This is a genomic window from Clostridium thermopalmarium DSM 5974, assembly GCF_002995795.1.
Lineage (GTDB): Bacteria > Bacillota > Clostridia > Clostridiales > Clostridiaceae > Clostridium_H > Clostridium_H thermopalmarium.
Genome location: NZ_PVXN01000025.1, coordinates 1 through 20,964 on the forward strand (window position 1 = coordinate 1; position 20,964 = coordinate 20,964).

General features: G+C 30.4%; 12 protein-coding genes and 1 riboswitch. Of the genes, 10 read left to right on the top strand and 2 right to left on the bottom strand.

Annotation, left to right across the window (positions count from 1 at the left end; genetic code table 11):
* The 9 genes from CPAL_RS05840 to CPAL_RS05880 form a co-directional block, all read left to right on the top strand.
* The coding region (locus tag CPAL_RS05840; protein ID WP_106024254.1) for a class I SAM-dependent methyltransferase at positions 1-498 on the top strand (498 nt) is incomplete at its 5' end.
* A gap of 621 nt (positions 499-1,119) precedes the next feature.
* Entirely contained in the window at positions 1,120-2,865 is a 1,746-nt protein-coding gene (locus tag CPAL_RS05845; RefSeq protein WP_106024255.1) for a methyl-accepting chemotaxis protein, read from the top strand.
* 62 nt (positions 2,866-2,927) lie between these two features.
* Positions 2,928-6,668: a non-ribosomal peptide synthetase family protein gene (locus CPAL_RS05850; RefSeq protein ID WP_106024256.1), complete on the top strand. Its 3,741-nt coding sequence runs from the start codon at positions 2,928-2,930 to the stop codon at positions 6,666-6,668.
* A gap of 51 nt (positions 6,669-6,719) precedes the next feature.
* Entirely contained in the window at positions 6,720-7,403 is a 684-nt protein-coding gene (locus tag CPAL_RS05855; protein ID WP_061858455.1) for a 4'-phosphopantetheinyl transferase family protein, read from the top strand.
* Between the two features lie 105 nt (positions 7,404-7,508).
* Positions 7,509-10,109 (top strand): YhgE/Pip domain-containing protein, encoded by a 2,601-nt coding sequence (locus tag CPAL_RS05860; protein ID WP_165815386.1) that lies wholly within the window; start codon positions 7,509-7,511, stop codon positions 10,107-10,109.
* 23 nt (positions 10,110-10,132) lie between these two features.
* Entirely contained in the window at positions 10,133-11,317 is a 1,185-nt protein-coding gene (locus tag CPAL_RS05865; protein WP_061858457.1) for a hypothetical protein, read from the top strand.
* A 339-nt stretch (positions 11,318-11,656) separates the two neighbouring features.
* Positions 11,657-12,031: an ArsR/SmtB family transcription factor gene (locus CPAL_RS05870; RefSeq protein WP_061858458.1), complete on the top strand. Its 375-nt coding sequence runs from the start codon at positions 11,657-11,659 to the stop codon at positions 12,029-12,031.
* Between the two features lie 16 nt (positions 12,032-12,047).
* On the top strand, positions 12,048-14,195 hold the full coding sequence (locus CPAL_RS05875) for a heavy metal translocating P-type ATPase (protein WP_061858459.1): 2,148 nt from the start codon (positions 12,048-12,050) through the stop codon (positions 14,193-14,195).
* 60 nt (positions 14,196-14,255) lie between these two features.
* Positions 14,256-14,315: riboswitch (Fluoride riboswitch) on the top strand.
* A gap of 165 nt (positions 14,316-14,480) precedes the next feature.
* The gene (locus CPAL_RS05880) at positions 14,481-15,770 is read left to right on the top strand and encodes a voltage-gated chloride channel family protein (RefSeq protein ID WP_061858476.1); all 1,290 of its coding nucleotides are present in this window, start codon (positions 14,481-14,483) and stop codon (positions 15,768-15,770) included.
* Positions 15,771-15,820: 50 nt separating this feature from the next.
* Here the strand turns inward: CPAL_RS05880 and CPAL_RS05885 are convergent, their stop codons facing one another.
* Positions 15,821-16,255, bottom strand: a complete 435-nt coding sequence (locus tag CPAL_RS05885) for a hypothetical protein (RefSeq protein ID WP_207654921.1) — start codon at positions 16,253-16,255, stop codon at positions 15,821-15,823.
* 81 nt (positions 16,256-16,336) lie between these two features.
* Complete coding sequence (locus CPAL_RS05890) at positions 16,337-17,899, bottom strand: FAD-binding oxidoreductase (protein ID WP_061858462.1); 1,563 nt, start codon at positions 17,897-17,899, stop codon at positions 16,337-16,339.
* 381 nt (positions 17,900-18,280) lie between these two features.
* Here CPAL_RS05890 and CPAL_RS05895 point away from each other — a divergent pair, with 381 nt between their 5' ends.
* Positions 18,281-20,929, top strand: a complete 2,649-nt coding sequence (locus CPAL_RS05895; protein ID WP_106024259.1) for a cation-translocating P-type ATPase — start codon at positions 18,281-18,283, stop codon at positions 20,927-20,929.
* Positions 20,930-20,964: the final 35 nt, after the last annotated feature.

The following is a 20,964-nucleotide window of genomic DNA, read 5'->3' on the forward strand; positions in this document are numbered from 1 at the left end:
TCTCAAAAATCTAAAAGAGTAATAGCAGTTGACCTTGCAGATAAGATGATTGAGAAGGCAAAAGTTTTACATCCTAATAAAAACATAGAGTATATTTGCGGAAACATTCTCGATATGGAATTTGAAACCAATAGCTTTGATGTTATTATAACAACAGCTACTGCTCATCATTTGCCTTATGAATGGCTTCTGAGTTTTGCAAAGGATAAACTTAAAAAAGGGGGTAAACTTATTATATTAGACCTTGTAAAACCAAAATCATTAACTGATTATATTATATGGGGCAGTGCTTTTTTCCCTAACATAGTAATGAACTTGATAAAAAATGGCAGACTTAAAAAAGATGATGAACATGCAAAAGAAGTTTGGGAAAGGCATGGTAAACATGATACATATATGACCATGGATGAAATAAGGTCATTAGCAAATAAATATATACCCACAGCAAAAATTAAGCGAAAACTTTTTTGGAGATATTTATTAGTATGGCAAAAGTAATCTATATGTTTATATAGCCTCATAAGATAAATAAACAAAACTTTGATAAAGAAATTAAAAATGGATAAGGTTTAAGGCCTTATCCATTTTAATTACTCATAAAAAGTCTCTATTCATATTATTATATAAAAGTATTATAAAGTAATAATTATGTATATGTAAAAAAAATCAGTAATTTTATATAATATTATACCAAATTGGGGAAAAATAAGGTATAATTATGGTAAAAGGTGGGGAAAATGTGAGAAAGAATGTAAGGAAAAATGTGGTGAAAAGATAAGCTTATCTGTGTTATTTTTTATTTGGGTTAATGTGTATAATATCACAGTATTCAACTAACACATTGCCTTCTAAATTAATTATTAGAAGTAAAATAGTTATATCCTAGGATGAAGCATTTACTGTTAATTTCAATATGCCTATCGGTCCAAGCTATATCAATCAAGACAGAGTGTATTTATTGAAAATTAAAAGGGATAATTATATTCCATTTTTCGTGGATTTTCATAAACAACAATTTTTAATTGTTAATATTTAAATAAATATGACGAAAATTATGTAGTAGGATTTACATAAATCTGAAACTTTATATTATGTAAATAAAGAATGGAGTGAGTATAAATGATAAAAGTTAAAAATTCATCTTTTGCAACAAAGATACTAACTTTTTCTATTGCCAATATTGTTCTAGCTAGTATTATTTTGATTTCCTTTGGTTATTTCTTACAGTCTAATATTTTGTTAGATTCCTTGAGAAATCAAACGAGTGAAATTACACATAGTTGGGCAGAAAATTTAGAAACTGAAGATGTTGAGAAGGCCCAAAAAGCTAAAGATTACAGCCATCCAGATCAAAAGAAATTAACCGAATATTTTGATCTACTGTCTAAATATAATCCTGTGGTGGCGCAAGGATATATATTTGGTACTGAATTACAAGATGGTAATAAGACTTCTGTTATTGCTATGCCTTCTCATATTATTAAAGAGTTCAAAGAGGCAGGATTAAAAGTTGGAGATATGTATGAACAGCCTGATGAAATTGCTAAGGCTATTGAGAGTATGTTGAAAACCGGAAAAGTAACATTTACAAATGTTTATAATGATGATTATGGAACATGGATGACTATTCTTTATCCAATAAAAGATAAAAGTGGTGAAATATCATCTTATTTTGGAATAGATGTTGATGCAAGCATCATACCTAAAGGTCAAAGAAAGCTTATTATAAGTAGTTTAATTATGCTTTTAATTTTCATAGTATTAGCTATCTTTATGCAATTCATTTTTATCAAGAAAAATATATCTCTTATTAATGAACTAGTAAAGGGTATTGATAAGGTTAGCCATGGCGATTTTGATGTTGAATTGAAAACTGGAAATGATGAATTAGGTGTTGTTAACTCTAAGTTTAATATAATGGTTCAACAAGTTAAAGAAATGATTTTAAAGGTTAAAAAAGCTTCCTCTGATATTGATGAGTTTTGTAAGAAGTTATTAAGTATTACTGAAGAAAATAATGAGCATACAGTTAAAATTATTAAGGATATTCGTGAAATGGCTGTTAGTATTGAAACACAAGAACAGTCTACTGTTGAAAGTGCAAATGCAATGAATGAAATTGCATCAGGGATTCAAGCAATTGCAAATAATGTATTAAATATTTCTTCTTCCGCAGCGAATATGGAGAATAAATCGGCACAAGGAAATAATGCTGTTCAAAAGGTTGTTCAGCAGATAAAACTTATTTCAAATGCTGTAGAAAGTACCGCCAGTGTTGTCAAAACTTTAGATGAGCGATCCAAAGAAATTAGTAATATAATGAATGTTATTACAGACATATCTAATAAAACAAATCTTCTTGCTTTAAATGCAGCAATTGAATCAGCTAGAGCAGGAGAACATGGAAAGGGCTTTGCTGTTGTAGCAGATGAAGTGCGTAAATTAGCAGAACAGTCAAAGAGCTCAGCTGAGGAAATAGTTCAACTTATTCAGGTTATTCAAAATGAAATTACGAATGCAGTTAATTCTATGAATACGGGTACTAAAGAAGTTACAATTGGTATGGAAATTGCAAAACAAACAGGTGATTTATTCTTAGAAATTCTAAATACAACTAAAGAGGTTACTTCACAAATTCAAGACGTTTCAGATTCTTCACAACAAATTTCTGCTACAACTGAAGAAGTATCAGTTGCTGTAACTGATTTAATGTCTATTGCTAAACAAACCTCTTCAACATCAAATAGTATTGCTAATAATGTAGGATTGCAGCAAGCTTCTCTAGAGTCTATTGTGGATTCATCTAAACAATTAAGTCTTATGTCTGAAGAACTACAAAAACTTATTAGCAATTTCCAAGTATAGGTTAAAATAAGCTTATGCTAATAAACAAATAAACAAGGCATGCAGACGAAAGGAGATTATTTATGGAAATTGAACTGTCTTTATTAGAGAGGCTATCAATAGAGGAAAAAAAATACTGGCTAAAACAACTAGCATTTCCTTTACCAGTGCTAAATATTCCAATAGATTTTTCTACAGACAATAGAAGGGATTTAAATAAGGAGAGTATTACTATTATTTTGGATAAATGTTTAAAGGATGATTTAGAAAAAATTAATTCTGGTTTAGATATACAGTCTTTTATGCTTGCTTCCTATTTTGTATTAATGGCTAGACTATCAAATGAAAAGGACATTTTAGTGGGAGTTAGCATTAAAAATAGTATTCGTCCAATTCGTATTTCAATGGAAGACATAAAAACATTTGAAGAACTTTTTGTCTTAGTAAAAGAAAAACTAAAAAATGCACGCAAGTATAATTTTGTTTTTGAGCAAATAATAACAGATGGATCTTATGAAACTTTATTTCAGACCACATTTAGTATGAATTCTAATAAAAAGTTGGCAAATAAATCTATGCTTAATTGGCAATTAAAAGAACAAGATACTAATATTATGCTTAATGTTGAATATGATGATAATCTATTTAAATCTAAAACTATAAAACGTTTTACTGAATATTATATAAACATTCTTAAAGCTGTTCTTAAGGATCAAAAAGCTAGGATCTATGGTATCGACATTTTAACAGAAGAAGAGAAAGAGCTTTATAGCAGATTAAATGATACACATATGGACTTCCCAAGAGACAAAACAATTCCAAAAATGTTCGAGGAAGCAGTATGTAAGTTTCCAAATAATATAGCTTTATCTTCTAATGAGGGTCAATTTACTTACAAAAAATTAAATGAACGCGCAAATCAGCTTGCAAATTGCCTTATTAAAAAAGGGGTGAAAAAAGGCGATTTTGTTACTATATTTATGGAACGAAGCCTTGAAACAGTAATTAGTATCTTCGGTATTCTTAAAGCTGGCGGTATATATGTACCATTAGATCCTGAACATCCAGAAGAACGCAATACTTATATTATATCTGATACAAAATCACCATTTATTGTAACTAAGGGCATATATGTAGATAAAGCTAAGAAGCTACTATCTAATAGTATGTCAGTAAAAGAGATTATTTTATTGGAAGATGATATAGATGATTGTTCAATAGAAAATCCAGATATTGATATAAAATCAAGTGACTTAGCTTATATCATTTATACATCTGGATCTACTGGAAAGCCAAAAGGAACTTTAATCGCTCATGAGGGTGTAGTAAATTTAGGATATTTAATCCGAAATCAATTTAATATTAATGAAAAAGAAATATTAACTCAGTTTGCAACGTACAGTTTTGATGCATCGGTATGGGATACTTTTGGTTCCTTATTCTGGGGAGCTAGATTGCATTTATTATCTCCAGAGGAACGTATTTCAGTGGAAGCCTTTGCTGATGCTATTTATAGGACAAAGGCTACTTTTATTGCAATTTTGCCTACTGTATTCTTTAATCAATTAGCAGCACATTTATCTGAAGAAAGTTATTCAAAGTTATCTACTGTTAAAAGAGTTGCAGTAGGTGGTGAAGCTCTATCAGGCGAAATTGTACGTGCTTTCCAAAGAAAGTTCCAGAATTCTATTGAAATTATTAATTTATACGGTCCTACTGAGTCAACAGTCGTTGCAACTGGACATGTAATTAATGATTTAGTTCCGGAAAATCAAACTAATATTCCTATAGGAAAGCCTTTTCCAAACTATGAAGTCTACATTGTTAACGAAGAAAATCAACTTTGCCCTATTAATGTACCTGGAGAAGTATATATTTCTTCTGTCGCTTTAGCAAAAGGCTATTTAAATCAAGAAGAAAAGACAAAAGAAGTTTTTATAAAAAATCCTTTTAAAGAAAATAGCATAGTTTATAAATCTGGAGATATTGCTCGTATTTTAGAAAATGGACTTATAGAATATGTAGGTCGTAAAGACTCACAAGTTAAAGTTAGAGGACATCGTATAGAAATTGGTGAGATAGAGGACAAGCTTGCAAAGCACCCAGAAGTACAGGATGTAGCTATTATTCCTATTAAAGATAATAATGAGACCATGTTAGTTGCATATTATACTTCTAAAAATAAGGAAAAAATAAAAACTTCAGAATTAAGAAACTTCTTGCTAGAGAAATTACCTTCTTACATGGTTCCTAAATATATAAATTATTTAGAAAAAATGCCTATATCGCCAACTGGAAAGATTGATCGTAAAAAATTAGCTACATTTGAAATTGTTAAAGTAGAGGAAAATGATAATTATGTTGCACCACAAAATGAAATTCAAAAGATTATTGCAGATGCTTGGTCACAAGTTCTCGGATTAGATAAAATAGGGATATATGATGACTTTTTTGAAATCGGTGGCCATTCCTTAAAAATTATGAGAGTTTTAGTGCTTCTAAAACCTCATTTCCCGGGCTTGAAGATTAACGATTTCTTTACTCATAGAACTATTGCTGATATGGCTATACGCGTTAATGAATTAGAAAAAGATAATAATAAATGCTGCAAAAATACTGAGCATGATGTATGGGAAGTTAAAGATCTTAATGAGTATCCAAGCAGTGAGAATTATAAAGTAGAATTAAAACAATATAAAAAGCCTAAAAATATTCTTCTTACAGGGGCTACTGGATATTTGGGATCTCATATTCTATATGAATTACTAAAAAACACAGATGCTAAAGTTTATTGTTTGCTTAGAAAATCTGATAATAATTCATTATTAGAAAAGTTATTAGATACTATGTTAGTATATTTTGATAAAGAGATTACAAGTATTATTAACTCAAGGGTAGTTACTATAGAAGGAGATTTAGAAAAAGATAAACTAGGTTTATCCTTAGAGGATGAAGGATTTATTAAGGAAAATATAGATACAATCATTCATGCTGCTGCAGATGTTCGTCACTTTGGAGATATGTCTTATTTTGAAAAAGTTAATACTCAAAGCACAAAACATTTGCTTGATATAGCTAAGTGTAAAAAGGATGTAAGATTTCATTATATCTCAACATTAGGAATTCCAGAGGAGCTAGCATTGAATGGACAGTGGGAAGATGTAATTAGTAATCCAAAACTTTCTGAGGATTTAAAATTAGAAAATGTATATACAAATAGTAAGCTTCAATCAGAAAAATTAGTATATAAAGCTGGAGAAGAAGGAACTGCAATTACTGTATATCGTGGTGGAAATTTAACTTGCCGCTTTAATGATGGTAAGTTCCAGAAAAACATTGATAGTAATGCTTTCTATCGTATGATTAAATCTATGATTTTATTAGGAAAGGCACCAAAAGTTAATTGCTATTTGGATTTTACCCCTATTGATTATGCTAGTAAAGCCATTGTATATCTAGTTTACCGCGAGGACACTATAGGGGAGACATTCCACATTTGCAATCCTGGTCAAGTTCCATATAATTCTGTGATTGATATGATTAATAATTTTGGATATAAGATAGATTTAATTGATGAAAATGAATATGAGAAATGGCTTTTTGATAATAGCATTAGTAAAAATCAAGAAGGTTTAGAGCTAGCAATGGCTCAACTAGATGGAGATGGTGTAAAAAATTCTTATTATAAATTTGCTTGCCCAAATACTATCAAATATTTAGATTCTGAATATTTAAAATATACGCAGATTAATCAAGAATTTATAAGCAAAATGCTAAGCTATGCTATTAAAATTGGATATTTTCCAGAGCCTCAAAAAAGATAAGGAGAAATCCTTATCTTTTTATATTTAAAGTAAAGGGTGATATAACTAGACATGCAAGATAATATTTTTATTTATACCGCAAAAATAAACTTTAATATATCAGATATAGATTTCCAAGAAGCTTTGAATTCATTAAGTAAAGAGGAACAAAATAGCATTATAAAAAAAAGAGATTATAAATCACGCTGTGAATCTTTAACATCAGTTTTGACTATCAAAAAAGCAATTAAAGATGTCTTAGGGGTAACAGGAAGCTGTTTTCAAATAAAGAGGACAGTTATGAATCGTCCATATATAGAACCTAATAGAAAATTTAATATAGATTTCAATGTTTCTCATTCAAGGGAATGGGTTGTGTGTGCAATATCATCAATGTGCAAGATTGGAATTGATATTGAAGAGATTCTCCCAATAGATATAAATATAGCAAAAGAATTTTTATCAAATGAGGAATGGAAATTTTTAATTGGTTGTAAAGAAGAGAGAGTTAAGCTATTTTATAAGTTTTGGACTTTAAAGGAATCGTTTTTTAAAGCTGTTGGCATTGGAATCAATGATTTAATTAAAGAAGTTAATTTTGGAAGATTGGATAATAAAAAAAATATATTTGAAAAAGAGATAAATAGAGATATATGGAACTTTTATAATACTACATTTAATAAAAACTATGCATTATCACTAAGCATTAATAAACCAATAAAAAGCATCAAATTTATTAGCTATAATGAGCTTTAAGTCACATTTTTTATATTTTGACATTAAAAATTTTTGGTATTATAATATTATACTGACCAGTACAAAAATTCTTGGATGCAATATTATATAAGAGGGGATACTGATATGAAAGTAAACGTAAAAACAATAGCTAAGATGTATAAAAAAGATTTAAACAAAATTATAACTAGTTGGGCAACCTTGATTATTATAATAGGACTAGCTGTATTACCTTCGTTATACGCATGGGTTAACATATATGCATCTTGGGATCCCTACTCTAATACTAGTGGGATAAAGGTTGGTATAGTAAATAATGATGCTGGAGGAAGTATAAGAGGAATTGAATTTAACATTGGTAATGAAGTAGTAAAACTACTTAAAGAAAATAAGAAACTAGGCTGGACATTTTATAAGGATGCAGATGAAGGAATTAAAAAGGTTGAAGAAGGAGAAGTATATGCAACTATAATAATACCTAGTGAATTTTCTTTGGAAATGAGTACGTTGCTTGATAAAAATCCTGTAAAACCTACTCTTGAATATTATGTAAATCAAAAAATCAATGCAATTGCTCCCAAAATGACTGATTCTGGTGCTTCAACTTTACAAAAGGAAATAAGTAAATCATTTATAGAGACAGTTACTAAAAAGGTATTTGAAATATTAAATAAGGCAGGAGTTAAAATAGATGAGAACTACGATAAAATAGAAAAATATAAAGGTACATTATATACCATAAATGATAATTATCCAAAGATAAATAAGGCTTTAGATGATTTAATAAAGAAATCAGATGGAACCTTTGTAAATATAAACAAGACTTCAGATAATATTACATTTATTCAAGATACTTTAAAGAAAACTATACAGCTTAACGAGGACCTTAGCAAAAGTTTAACTGACAAAAGTGATGAAGTTGAAGATATTTCAGGTGATATAGATAATATAAAAGAAAATTTAGCTATTATGGAAAATACTTTTTCAAAAATATCTACTACTACGGATGATCTTAATAATAAGATTTCTATATATAAGCCTGATATGTTGTCAGATATAGATGATGCAATAGATGAAGCTAATAGGCTTAGTAATGAAATGAAAGAAGTATCTCAGGACTTAGCTGATTTAGGTGAAGATGTTCCTAAAGATTTAAAAGAAGAATCTGATAAAATTGTAGCGGACATAGAAGTTTATAGAAATCTTCTTAATACTTTAGATGATTCTCTATCATCTATAAGCGATAATACAATAGATTTACTGGATTCTTTAGTTGATCTAAATGAGTCTATTTCAGATAAATTTGAAGATATTAATAAAAAAATAGATAAAACGCTTAAACCTATAGATAATTTATTAAAAAGAGAAACTTTTTCAACAATTAGAAATAAGCTGGAAGATGCAGAAGATGATTTTAATTATATTAGTAGGAAAACAAAAAGAATAAGAAATACTTTGAAATATACTTCTAGTGAAGTAGGAAAGAGTATAGATAGTATAAATGCTCAAATCGATGATTTAAAAGATTTAGTACAAAGAAGCTCAAAAGAAATTGGTGATACAACCTCAGAAAAGGCATCTAAGCTATCTTCCGACTTTGAGAGAATAAGTGGAAATTTAGACAAGCTTCAAGGAAGACTTAATACACTTAAAAATAATCTTAATAATAACAAAAATATTGAAGAATTGCTTCCGGAGATATCAAAATTAACTCTTAATATATCAAATGACTTAAGTAAACTTCAAGATAATATTAACAGTAGTGATATTGTATCTCAAGTTCAAGAAGCTCTACAAAAAGGATCAGAGGGAGTTCTTGATTTAAATACTATGATTAAGAATATGAAAGATGATATGAACTTTTTAAAGGATTTTCTTTCTGACATATCATCAAAAGGGAAAATAGCTGTAAAGGACATAAAGAATTTTCAAAAACGAAATAAAGATATAGAGAAAAAAATTAATGATATTACATCTAAAGTAAAAGCTTTTGATAACAAAATAAGTTTAAAGGACCTTGCTAATCTTCTTAAAACTGATGGAGATACAGAAGGAGACTTTTTAGCTCTTCCTGTTAATTTAAAAACACATAACTTATTCCCAGTGGAAAATTATGGAGCCGGGTTAACTCCTTTTTACACTACTCTTAGCTTATGGGTAGGTGCGCTACTTTTATGTGCATTATTAAGTGTTAAATTCCATAATGGAAGTTTTGAATTTAACCCAAGAGAAGAGTATTTTGCTAAATATCTGTTATTTGTTTCTATAGCTATATTACAAGGATTTATAGTTTCTGTAGGAGATATATTGGTGCTAGGTATAAAAGTTCAGTTCCCTGTACTTTTCGTAGCCTTAGCCGTATATCAAAGCATAATATTTAACACTATAGTATATACATTGGTATCTTTGTTTGATAATGTTGGTAAAGCTATTGGAATTATATTTTTGGTTCTTCAACTAGCAGGGTCAGGTGGAACATTCCCTATACAAGTTACCCCTAATTTCTTCCAAAAGATACATTATGCACTGCCATTTACTTATGGTATAAGTGCTATGAGAGAAGCTCTTGCAGGAGTAACCTATTCAACTTTATCAAAAGATGTAATTACATTATCACTATTCTTTTTAATATTCTTAGCACTTGGATATATTCTAAAACCAAGAACAACCAAACTTTGTTCGAAGTTAACACATAAACTTAACGATTCAGGAGTTATTGGACACTAATATTATGGGGGTTAGAGATTAGGTTGAAAAAGTTAATAGTTGTTATTATTATGTTCCTTACTGCTTTATTTATTTCTGTTTCAGTATCTGCGATACGATCTGTCGACAGCGTAGCCTTATATAAGGCTTTTAAGAAAGCTAAAAAAGTTAATTCAATGGAAAATAATACACATATAATTTTGCGGGTTTCTGGAGAAAACATGACAGAAAAGGAGAAGGAGGATTTTGAAAGCCTTCTCCCAATATTAAGTATGGTAAAATTATCACTAAATACCAACTCCGTAGAAAGTAATAAAAGCAATGGAATAAAAATACAAAGTGATATTAACGCTAAGTTTAAGGCTATGTCAGTTTATTCAAAAATCTGGATTAATAATGATTTTACTGAAAAGGAGCCCAAGCTTGAAGCAGTAATCAGTAGGCCTTCATTGTTTAACATTATTGAGTTGAATTCTGACAGCTCTAAGAAATACATTAGAATGGATTTTAATAAAATGAAAGGTAAGTCTAATATGATTTTACCAGACTATAGAAAGGTGCTTAATCCAAATAGTTATTCACAAGCTGATTTTTTTAATTTCATAATTAAATATATTAAGGAAGCTGATGTTTCTTCTAATAAAATTGAAAAAACGACAATTGAAGGCATACCTGAAGATAATAGTGAAGAACATATAGATATATATAATATACAATTAGATGATAAGGTTACTAAGCTTATTCTTAATGATATTATAGGTAATCTGAAGAAAGACAAAGATACTATAGAATTTGTTAAAAAATTTAGAGATTCTCTTACTTCACTTCCAAGACTTAAGATAGATGATGAAAATGAAGATAAGAAAGAATTTTATAAAGCTGTAAATGTTATTCATGACAATATATGGTTGTATTCTGATATTATAAGTAATATTTTGGACAACATAGACATTTTAAATATTAACGAAAAAAGAGGAATACAGCTGAGATGTGGGATTGATTCTAAAGGATATCTAGTGAGTGAGAGCATAAACTTAAAGTTAAAGATTGATTTGTCTTCTATGAAGAAAAATCCCATTATTGATAATGAGGGAAGAAAATATACAGGCACATATATTATTAATTTAGAATTTACTAATAAACTTAATAGTATTAATAAGAGTAAAAAAATTGATTTTCCAGTATTAAATGAAGAAAATTCTATAGATTACTTTAGAATGAGCAAATAACGTATCATAAAAATTGCTGAGAGGATTATATAATAATTTTTTCAGCAATTTTTTTATATTATAAAATAGTAGAAGATAAACTTAAAAAATATTGAAAAATAGCTAAGAATGAGTATATTTTCAATGAGCCGATGGTACTGCACTGGAGACGGTGTGAAAGAGTAGGTAGGCTCCAGGTAAGAAGAACTGATAATTTCTACATAAAAATTATCAGTTCTTTAAGTTTGCAAATTATGTGACGAAAAAATTTGTTAAAAATTGATTGACATCTAAAATAGGTAAGAATATACTATAAGTGAACATATGAATAATTGTTCATATGTTATTATTTGGAGGTGAATGAATTTGGGTAATGAAAATAATAACATTGATATTTGTAATTGTAGTATTATTCATGAGAATATAGTAAATAAAGTAAAAGAGAGTATGCCAGCCGATGAAACATTGTATGATCTAGCAGAATTGTTTAAAGTTTTCGGAGATACTACAAGAATTAAAATAATATGTGCTTTGTTTCAATCAGAAATGTGCGTATGTGATTTGGCTGCTTTGCTTGGTATGAGTCAATCAGCAGTGTCTCATCAACTTAAGGTTTTGAAACATACTAGATTAGTAAAGTTTAGAAGAGAAGGTAAAGTAGTTTATTATTCCTTAGATGATGACCATATTAAAAAGATATTTGATTATGGGTTTGCTCATGTAAATGAAAGATAATCTGGAGGAAATTAAAATGAGTAATAGAACTAAGAAGGAATTTATATTAGATGGTCTATGCTGTGCAAATTGCGCTGCAAAGATTGAAAGAGGAATTAATGATATCAATGGAGTAAAAAATGTGAGTTTAAACTTTATGTCTAAAAAACTTACTATAGAGATTAATGAAAAAGATGATTTAAATAGAGTTATGGAAGAGGCAGCTGATATAGTAAAAAGAATAGAACCAGATGTAAAGATGATTGCTCATCAAAATGATAAAAATACTCATAGTCATGAGCATCATCACGATCATAGCCATGGAGATGATAGTAAAGATAACAAAGGAGAGCTATTAAAGCTAGCAATAGGGGCAGCACTTTTCCTAGGAGCAGTAACACTTAACTTATCATATAACATAGAACTTGCACTCTTTATTATAAGCTATATTTTAGTAGGTGGAGAAATTGTATTAAGAGCTTTGAAAAACGTTATAAGAGGACAGGTCTTTGATGAGAACTTTCTCATGAGCTTGGCAACATTAGGAGCCTTTGCTATTGGAGAGTTTCCAGAAGGAGTTTCAGTTATGTTATTTTATCAGGTGGGGGAGTTATTCCAAGACATAGCTGTAAATCGTTCAAGAAAATCTATAAGTGAACTTATGAATATTAGACCTGATTATGCAAATTTGAAAGTAGGAAATAATACAAAAATAGTATCACCAGAGGAGGTAAAAGTTGGTGATATAATAGTTGTAAAACCAGGAGAGAAAGTTCCTTTAGATGGTAAAATTATAGAAGGAAAGTCTATGCTTGATACTTCTGCTTTAACAGGAGAATCGGTACCAAGAGAAGTAAAAGAAGATGATGAAGTTTTAAGTGGATTTATAAATAAGAATGGATTATTAACCATAAAAGTAGAAAAGGCATTTGGAGAGTCTACAGTAGCTAGAATACTAAATTTAGTTGAAAATGCAAGCAGCAAAAAGGCACCAACAGAAAATTTTATAACAAAGTTTGCAAGATATTATACACCAGCAGTTGTTATTACTGCCCTTGCTCTTGCTATAATACCACCTATAGTACTTAGCCAAGCTACTTTTTCACAGTGGTTATATAGGGCTCTTGTATTTTTAGTAGTATCATGTCCTTGTGCTTTAGTTGTATCCATACCTCTTGGTTTCTTTGGAGGCATAGGAGGAGCGTCTAAAAAAGGTATTTTAATAAAAGGTGGCAATTATTTAGAAGCTCTTAATGATGTTGAAACTATAGTATTTGATAAAACAGGAACTCTTACAAAAGGGGTATTTAAGGTTACAGATATAAATGCTAAGAGTGACATTGCAAAAAGGGAGCTTCTTAAATATGCAGCTTTTGCAGAGGCTTATTCTAATCATCCTATAGCAATCTCAATCATGAAGGAGTATGGAAACGAAATAGATAAAGAAAAAATTGAAGATTATAATGAAATTTCAGGTCATGGAACAAAGATAAGGCTTAAGGATGGTAAGAATTTATTAGTAGGTAATGACAAGTTAATGATTAAGGAGAATATAACCTTTGACAAGGTAGAGGCAGCAGGTACTGTAGTTTATGTAGCTGTAGACAAAGAATATGTTGGATATATAGTTATTTCTGATGAAATTAAAGAAGATTCAAAGCAGGCTATAAATGCTCTTAAAGACATAGGAATTAAAAAGACTATTATGCTTACAGGAGATTCTAATCTAGTAGGAGAAAAGGTTGCAAAGGATCTAGGATTAGATGAAGCATATACAGAGTTGCTGCCAGATCAAAAGGTTGATAAACTAGAGGAGATTGACAAGGAAAAGTCTCCAAAAGGTAAGATTGTATTTGTAGGTGATGGAATAAATGACGCTCCAGTTCTCGCTAGAGCCGATATAGGAATAGCTATGGGAGGATTAGGATCAGATGCAGCAATTGAAGCTGCAGATGTGGTTATTATGACAGATGAGCCATCAAAAATAGCTAGTGCTATAAAGATCGCAAAGAGGACTAAGGGGATTATATATCAAAATATAGTATTTGCTCTAGGCATTAAGGCATTAGTTTTGATTTTAGGAGCTTTTGGACTTGCTACCATGTGGGAAGCTGTATTTGCTGATGTGGGGGTAGCCGTAATAGCTGTATTAAATGCCATGAGAGCACTTAAAGTAGAGGATTAGTATAAAAACTCCAGATATTTATATAGACAAGTATATTTATTTATGATAATATAATTTAAAAATATTAGTGGCGATGGAGTTCGCCTTTAAATGCGCAAAGCTGATGACTCCTACAAAATGGCAGTATTAAACTGTTACTTTGTAGGATTATTTTTTGCTTGTTTTTACATAAAAAAACAAATGATATAACTTATAAGTAAGAAACTTAAAATGGAATGCGGAGGGGATAAAGTGGAACAAAGAAAAAACATCTTAGAAGATAAAGAAAGCAACTTAGTAACTCTTATTAGAGGTAGAAATAATACTATTGCTTTATTGGTATCATTTGTAGTATGGATTATTATTGGTGGTTTGGTAGGAATATTAACTGGTATTGCAGGAGCATTATTTCTAAAAAGCTTGGAATTAGCTACAGATTTGCGCAATAAGCATACATGGCTTTTATTTTTGCTTCCATTTGGAGGAGCTTTTGTAAGCTATTTATATTCAAAGTATGGTAAAAATTCTTCTAAGGGAAATAATTTAATTATACAAAAAATAAATGAAGCAACTGGAGAAATACCATTTAGAATGGCTCCCTTAGTTTTTTTGGGAACTTTTATTACTCATTTACTTGGAGGTTCAGCAGGAAGAGAAGGAACAGGAGTACAGCTGGGCTCTAGCATAGCAGAAGGAATAGGAAAATTACTGAAGTTAGATAAAATAGATAATAGAATAATTCTTATGGCAGGAATAAGCAGTGGATTTGCTTCTGTTTTTGGAACTCCCCTTGCAGGTACAGTTTTTGGATTAGAAGTGGCTACATTAGGATTGATGAGCTATGAGGCTTTAGTTCCATGTTTTACATCAAGCATTGTTGGTGATTTAGTAGTAAGATATCTAAAAGTTAATCACACACACTATAAGATATTAGAAGTACCAGATTTAACATATGTTGCAGTAGGAAAGGTTGTTTTTGCTGCAATTTTGTTTGGACTAGCAAGTAGATTATTTAGTGAGCTAACTCATAAATTAAAGGATATTTTTAGTGAAAAGTTTAAAAATCCAGCTGTAAAGAGCTTTGTTGGTGGAGTTACAGTAATTGTTTTAGTTTATATATTTAGAACGAGAGAATTTTTAGGATTAAGTCTTCCACTTATGGCAGATGCATTTAATTCTCATGTGCATCCACTTACATTTCTAGGAAAGATATTATTTACATCTTTAACTTTAGGAGCTGGATATCAAGGAGGAGAGGTTACTCCACTATTTGTTATAGGTTCAACTTTAGGGAATTATTTATCAAGTTTAATGCACATGGAATCATCATTTTTAGCTGCATTAGGTCTTATTGGAGTATTTACAGGTGCCACAAATACACCAATTGCATCATTTATAATGGGCATAGAAATGTTTGGTTCAGGAGGAATTGAATTTATGTTTATGACTTGTGTCATTAGTTATATGTTTTCAGGCCATACAGGAATTTATATTGCTCAAAAAGTTGGAAGAAGCAAAAGCAAATTTATTGAAGTTCCCAATAATGCTACTCTTTCTTATTTTAGAAAAAGAAAGAATTCTAAAGGTACAGGGTAATGGAAAATCATTACCCTGTACCTTTAAAATAAAGAATATAATTAATTATATTAGTAACAGATAAAACTACTTATTCTTCTTGTATCAATTCCAAAGTAAATCCATCTTCCTCTTTGCCATCTAAAGCCAGCAATAGACCTTCTTCCAACAAAGGTTAGAAATGCCCAGAAGGAAACTCCAGTATCAAGCCATATATACACAAATCTAAACATGCATCTAGATAGGGAGCCGGGGTCTACAGCAAATGTCCCTATCCCAGTTTGAGGTTGTGCAGGTGTAAATGAAGGTGGTGGTCCAGATGGAGGCCCTCCAGCTGCTCCTCCAGGTCCGCCGGGGCCACCAGGTGGGAAGAATCCGCCGCCTCCAGGTAATCCAAATGGAGGTCCAGAAGGAGGAAATTGACGATAACCATAACCATAATCATACTCTTCATCGTCTAGATAGTAGTCATCTTCTAAATAGTCATCATATTCATAAGGATACAATTTGTTAAACACTCCTTTTAAGTATTACATTATATGATATGATGCTAATTAAAAAAGGGTTAAAAGATTTTAAAAGAGTAATTAGAATAAATTTCCTTTATTTAATCTGTTTTCTGGATCGAAGAGCTTTTTTAAGGCCATCATTTCTTCTATTCCTTTAGTAGAGAACATTTTTTGCAGCAAATTAGTCTTTAACTTGCCAACGCCATGTTCAGCAGATATGGTGCCGCCTAAAGCGATAATCTTTTCTGACCAAAGGCTATATAACTCTTTGCCCTTATTGTATTCTTCCATATTTTTAGGAATTATATTAACATGAAGATGATTATTACCTATGTGTCCGAAGATTACAGAATCAAATCCTAATTTTTCTAAGGAGCTGTTGTATAATTCCATAACCTCTTCAAGTTTTGAATCAGGTACTGCCATATCAGTTCCTAGCTTTGTAAGCTCAGGAACAGTTCTTCTTCTCTCATCAATAAGAGTATTAACAGCTTCAGGTGTAGCATGTCTAAAATATTTAAGAGCTTCATTAGACTGAGAGTTTGTTGATAGCCAAGTGTCAGATGGATCACCACCGCACTCCTCTATAATATCGCAGCATTCCATAACCATATCCATAACTTCATCTTCACTGTTTCCATGATATTCAACATAAACAGCAGAGTGAAAATGTGGAGAAAGTTCTGAGAGCTTATCAAAGCCTTCATAATTTTCTTTCATATTTCTAAGAAGATTTAGTGAGTTATAATTAAAAAATTCTATAGCAGCAGGAGAAGAATTTTCACGTATCTTTCTAACAAACTTTAAAGCAGGCTCCTCAGAAGTGAAAAATACATTCATTCCATAAATTGTTTTCGGAGTTTTTAAAAGCTTTAATTCTATTTCAGTAATTATTCCAAGAGTACCTTCAGAACCTATAAAAAGATCTATTAAATCCATATTATTTTTTGCATAATATCCAGAAGCATTTTTTACATCAGGAAGGTTATAGGAAGGAATATTACCTTCAATCTTATTTCCAGAATGTGTAGTTAATGAAAAATGTGTATTATATGCTTTTTCATTTCCTCTTTTAATATAAAGTTTATCACCATTAACTAAAACAATATTTAATGCTTCTATATGATCTCTTGTAGGACCATATTTAAAAGAACAAGCCCCTGATGCGTTGCATGAAACCATACCTCCAATAGACGCTGTGGTTTCGGTAGGATCAGGAGGAAAGAAGTAAGATTCGGATTTTTTAAATTTATTTAAAGCATCTATAGATGTTTTGTCCCAATTTTCTGTATCAAAAGTCTTATTTTTTAGAGCTTCTCTTAGATCACACAATAAAACTCCTGGTTGAACCTTTAAGAAAAATGTGTCTGATGTATTATCATAGCGAAGTCCTGTTATCTTGTTCATTTTACTTAAGTTAAGAATATGTCCGCCTTGTGGTACTGCTCCGGCTGTAATTCCCGTACGTGCGCCTTGAGTGGTTATTAAGGTCTTGCTTGGTGCCAAATATTTTAATATTTCTATAACTTCTTTTTCACTTTTAGGAAAGGATATGGAATCAGCATTTCCAATTTTTCGTGATTCATCTCTTAAATAATCTTCATAGTTTTTTTCAAACTTTTTTATAAGAGTATTTTCCATTGTTTTTGCCCCCTAGCATTTAATGTAATGTCAAATATATTATGAATGCCGCCAAAGTATTATCTATATTAAATAAGTATATAATATGTCATGAAATTTTTAAAGATATATGAGTTTAACGTCAAATTCAATAATTAATGATGTTAGCAAAAAATTATTGACAAGTGGTTAAGATTGCTATATAATATGATTAAAGTTAATACTTAAATTTCTTGTATTAAAAGGGAGTAGTAAAAATATAGCATCAACATTTCGATTAGCATGGCTAATCTGGTGTTATATGCCAAGTTGTTTTGGTTACAAGACTTTTAATATAATCCAGGTTTTGGATTATATTAAAAGTCTTTTTTTATATAAAAATATCAAAGAGGGGGAGAAAAAATGAAAGAGGCTTATAAAAAGTCTGCACAAGAGGTAATGGAAAGTTTAAAAGTTACATCAGAAGGGCTTAACAATGAAGAGGTAGAAAAAAGAAGAAAGGAGCAAGGTTTTAATGAGTTAAATGAAGGAAAGAAGAAAAATACGCTTCAAGTTTTTGGTGAACAGTTTAAGGATCTTTTAGTGATAATACTTCTTGGAGCGGCTGTTATATCTATGTTTTTGGGAAACGAAGAAAGTGCTTTAGTTATATTTTCTGTGGTTATACTTAATGCTATATTGGGAACAGCACAGCATATTAAAGCAGAAAAGTCTTTAAGCAGCTTAAAGGCACTATCTGCTCCTATAGCCAGAGTTTTAAGAAATGGTGAAAAGGTAGAAATACCATCAAGAGAAGTAGTTGTAGGAGATATATTATATTTAGAAGCAGGAGATTACGTAAGTGCTGATGGAAGAATTATAGAAAACTTTAGTCTTCAGGTTAATGAAAGCTCTCTTACTGGAGAGTCAGAGAGTGTGGTAAAAACAGAAGAGGTTATAGATGGAGATAATGTTTCTATAGGTGATATGAAAAATATGGTTTTTGCAGGGAGTTTTGTAACCTATGGTAGAGCTGCAGCAGTAGTCACAAATATAGGTATGGATACAGAGATAGGTAAGGTAGCCTCTCTTTTAGAAAATACTAAACAGAAGAAAACTCCTTTGCAAATTAGTTTGGATGACTTTGGAAAGAAGCTAGCTTCAATAATTTTAATTATCAGTGCTTTAATATTTATTTTAAATATGTACAGAGGTTATGAAGTTATAGATTCATTTATGTTTGCAGTAGCATTAGCAGTTGCTGCAATACCAGAGGCTTTAAGCTCCATTGTAACCATAGTTCTAGCACTTGGAACTCAAAAGATGGCAAAGGAAAATGCGATTATAAGAAAGCTTCAAGCTGTTGAAAGTTTAGGTAGCGTTTCTGTAATATGTTCTGATAAGACTGGAACCTTAACTCAAAATAAGATGACAGCAAAAAAAATCTATATAGATGAAAAGATAATGGATATTGAAAATTTAGATCTAAGCAATACCATGGAGAAAAAATTAGTTTTAATGAGTTTGCTGTGCAGTGATGCTATTTCTGGTGAGGATAAGGAAATTGGGGATCCAACAGAAATTGCCCTTACTAATCTTGGACGCAAGTATAATTTAAGAGAAATAGATGTAAGAGAAATGTATCCTAGAATTTGTGAGATTCCATTTGATTCAGATAGAAAGCTTATGAGTACAGTACACAAGATAGAAAATCAAATTACTATGATTACAAAGGGAGCTTTGGATGTAATATTAGAAAGGGCAGTTAAAATATGTACATCAGATGGTGTTAGAGAATTGACATATAAGGATAAAGAAGAAATTAAAAAAGTGAACGAAAACTTTTCTAAAAAAGGCCTTAGAGTTTTAGCCTTTGCTTATAGAAACCTTAATGAGAATAAAGAAATTACTTTGAAAGACGAAGAAGATTTAATATTTGTTGGTTTGATATCTATGATAGATCCCCCAAGGGAAGAGTCTCAAAAGGCGGTAGCAGAATGTATAAGTGCAGGTATTAAGCCAATTATGATTACTGGAGATCATAAAATTACAGCTTCTGCTATAGCAAAGCAGATAGGAATATTAAAAAATGAAGATGAAGCCATGGAAGGTTATGAATTAGATAGATTAAGCGATGAAGAGTTAAAAGAAAAAGTAGATAAGGTTTCGGTATATGCGAGAGTGTCTCCAGAACATAAAATTAGGATAGTGAGAGCTTGGCAGGAAAAAGGGAATGTGGTTGCTATGACTGGAGATGGAGTAAACGATGCCCCTGCTTTAAAACAAGCTGATATTGGTATATCTATGGGGATTACAGGAACAGAAGTTGCAAAAGATGCTGCATCAATGGTGCTCACGGATGATAATTTCGCAACTATAGTAAAAGCTATTTCAAACGGAAGAAACATATATAACAACATTAAAAATTCCATAAAATTTCTTCTTTCAGGAAATACCGCAGGAATAATGGCAGTTTTATATGCAGCTTTAGTCTCTCTTCCTAATCCTTTTGCTGCAGTTCACTTATTATTTATAAATCTTCTTACAGATAGCTTGCCGGCTATAGCTTTAGGACTGGAGCCTCATAAGAGCAGTGTTATGGAAGGTAAGCCAAGAAACATAAATAAATCCATATTGTCTAAGGATTTTGTGTATGAAATTGTTGTGGAAGGATTTCTTATAGCAGCTTGTACTATGATCGCCTTTAAGCTAGGATTACAAAGTGGAAATACTAATATAGCAAGTACCATGGCATTTGCAACATTATGTATGGCAAGATTATTTCATGGATTTAACTGTAGAAGCAGAGAATCTATTTTCAAAATAGGAATTTTCTCTAATAAATATGCATGGATAGCTTTTGGAATAGGAACATTATTTTTAAACTCAGTTTTACTTTTTGAGCCTTTAAGAGGTATAATTCAAGTTGAAAAACTTACTGTAAACCAATATGCAGCGTTTTATGTGTTAGCTTTTATACCATTTACAGTTATACAATTATATAAGTTCTTCTTTGTTAAAACTAGTGAGGGTAGAGTACATTATAATGAAGTGATTAATGCTAATAATTAAATAAAATAAATTTACAACCTCTAAGAAAGGTATTT

What these genes read in the sequence shown, in the direction of transcription:
- CPAL_RS05845 (WP_106024255.1), top strand. Translation starts at nt 1,120, where the DNA reads ATGATAAAAGTTAAAAATTCATCTTTTGCAACAAAGATACTAACTTTT.
- CPAL_RS05850 (WP_106024256.1), top strand. Translation starts at nt 2,928, where the DNA reads ATGGAAATTGAACTGTCTTTATTAGAGAGGCTATCAATAGAGGAAAAA.
- CPAL_RS05855 (WP_061858455.1), top strand. Translation starts at nt 6,720, where the DNA reads ATGCAAGATAATATTTTTATTTATACCGCAAAAATAAACTTTAATATA.
- CPAL_RS05860 (WP_165815386.1), top strand. Translation starts at nt 7,509, where the DNA reads ATGAAAGTAAACGTAAAAACAATAGCTAAGATGTATAAAAAAGATTTA.
- CPAL_RS05870 (WP_061858458.1), top strand. Translation starts at nt 11,657, where the DNA reads ATGAATTTGGGTAATGAAAATAATAACATTGATATTTGTAATTGTAGT.
- CPAL_RS05875 (WP_061858459.1), top strand. Translation starts at nt 12,048, where the DNA reads ATGAGTAATAGAACTAAGAAGGAATTTATATTAGATGGTCTATGCTGT.
- CPAL_RS05890 (WP_061858462.1), bottom strand. Translation starts at nt 17,899, where the DNA reads ATGGAAAATACTCTTATAAAAAAGTTTGAAAAAAACTATGAAGATTAT.
- CPAL_RS05895 (WP_106024259.1), top strand. Translation starts at nt 18,281, where the DNA reads ATGAAAGAGGCTTATAAAAAGTCTGCACAAGAGGTAATGGAAAGTTTA.